The sequence below is a fragment of the Microcoleus sp. S13_C5 genome, from assembly GCF_036700845.1.
GTDB lineage: Bacteria > Cyanobacteriota > Cyanobacteriia > Cyanobacteriales > Microcoleaceae > Microcoleus.
Genome location: NZ_JAUBPR010000264.1, coordinates 1 through 1,968, shown reverse-complemented (window position 1 = coordinate 1,968; position 1,968 = coordinate 1). Strand labels below are relative to the sequence as shown.

Sequence of the window (1,968 nt, the reverse complement as noted above, 5' to 3'; positions counted from 1 at the left end):
AAATAGTCTAAATGAAAGCTCATTACTCTAACTGTATTGGTTGAGCTATTTTACACCATAAACTCAGGAGAGCCATTCAAACCAACTTAAACGTTTTTTATTGTGTGGCACAATTAATCTCCCCTAATAATATTCATTCCCTCAGCCGTCACCCCATACAGACGCTGGTTTTCCCTCTCCCCGCTCAAATTTTTATATCCATATCCCCTTGGGAATTCAATGTTTCCATAATCCTCCCTATTTGTCAACCAAACTTTCCCACAAAGATTCCCCTACAAAAAAAAGCTCCTGCCATTAAGCAGGAGCTTTTTTCGATTAGACAATCAAATCAGAAATAAATTCGATCGATTAGTCCAAATTAGGCATACCTAGCACTGGTTCATTTTCGCGATCGATACCCTTCTCAAAGCCAGCGACAGCCGCGCGAGCGCGACCAGCGTGCCACAAGTGGCCGACCAAGAAGAAGAAACCCATCACAAAGTGGAAACAGGACAGCCAAGAACGAGGAGAAGTGAAGTTAAACGAGTTAACTTCAGTCGCCACACCGCCCACAGAGTTCAAAGAACCCAAAGGAGCGTGAGTCATGTACTCAGCCGCGCGGCGAGCTTGCCAAGGCTGAATGTCATTCTTGATTTTGTTCAAGTCCAAACCGTTAGTACCGCGCAATGGTTCCAACCAAGGACCTTGGAAATCCCAGAAACGCATCGTTTCACCGCCGAAAATGATTTCGCCAGTAGGAGAGCGCATCAGGTATTTACCCAGACCGGTGGGGCCTTGTGCAGAACCGACGTTAGCACCCAAGCGTTGGTCGCGGATCAGGAAGGTCAAAGCTTGCGCTTGAGAAGCTTCCGGGCCCGTCGGGCCGTAGAATTCGCTGGGGTAAGCAGTGTTGTTGAACCAGACAAAGCAGCAAGCGATGAAGCCCATCAGGGACAAAGCGCCCAAGCTGTAAGACAGGTAAGCTTCGCCAGACCAGATTAATGCGCGGCGAGCCCAGCCGAAAGGCTTGGTCAAAATGTGCCAAACACCGCCAGCGATACAAATCAGGCCGAGCCAGATATGACCGCCGATGATGTCTTCCATGTTGTTGACGCTGACAATCCAGCCTTCGCCACCAAAAGGAGAGCGCACCAAGTAGCCAAAAATCACAGCCGGGTTCAGAGTGGGGTTCGTGATAATACGCACGTCGCCGCCGCCCGGAGCCCAAGTGTCATAGACACCGCCGAAGAACATGGCCTTAGCTACCAGCAGCAGAGCGCCGCATCCCAACAGAATCAGGTGGTAGCCGATGATATTGGTCATCTGGTTCTTATCTTTCCAGTCGTAGCCGAAGAAAGAAGAGTATTCTTCGAGAACTTCCGGGCCGCGAACGGCGTGATAAATGCCGCCCAAACCGAGAACAGCAGATGAAATCAAGTGAAGCACGCCGACTACGAAGAACGGGAAGATATCCGTAACTTCACCGCCGGGGCCGACGCCCCAACCCAAAGTAGCGATGTGGGGCATCAAAATTAAGCCCTGTTCGTACATGGGCTTTTCTGGGATAAAGTGAGCGACTTCAAACAAAGTCATTGCACCGGCCCAGAACACGATCAAACCAGAGTGAGCGACGTGTGCGCCCAGCAGTTTGCCAGAGAGATTGATTAAACGAGCGTTGCCAGACCACCAAGCGAACCCGGAGGATTCTTGGTCGCGACCGCTTGCGTAGGAATTAGAGAGCGTTACCACCCGGTAGAACCTCCAACGATTTTAGATTTTGGATTTTGGGTTTTTTTGTTCCCTAGTAGGGCACGGGAGAACCGCGCCTGCGCCGGGGAATAGGGATTTGGATTTCAGATTAGTTTAAAAAAATTAAATTAATCTGAAATCCAAATCCTGATTTTTTTAAAGTGCGTTACCGCGAGGCAGAACTTCTTCAGGGAAGATGAAGTTTTCGTGGGGTTGGTCTGTCGGAGCCATCCAAGCACG

1 protein-coding gene is annotated in these 1,968 nt (G+C 49.8%); it reads right to left on the bottom strand.

Going from position 1 to position 1,968, the window contains the following annotated elements:
* Window positions 1-348: 348 nt before the first annotated feature.
* Window positions 349-1,728 carry a photosystem II reaction center protein CP43 gene (gene psbC / locus QUA04_RS29460; protein WP_333264284.1) on the bottom strand — a complete coding sequence of 460 codons (1,380 nt, stop codon included), beginning with the start codon at window positions 1,726-1,728 and terminating at the stop codon, window positions 349-351.
* Between the last annotated feature and the right edge of the window lie 240 nt (window positions 1,729-1,968).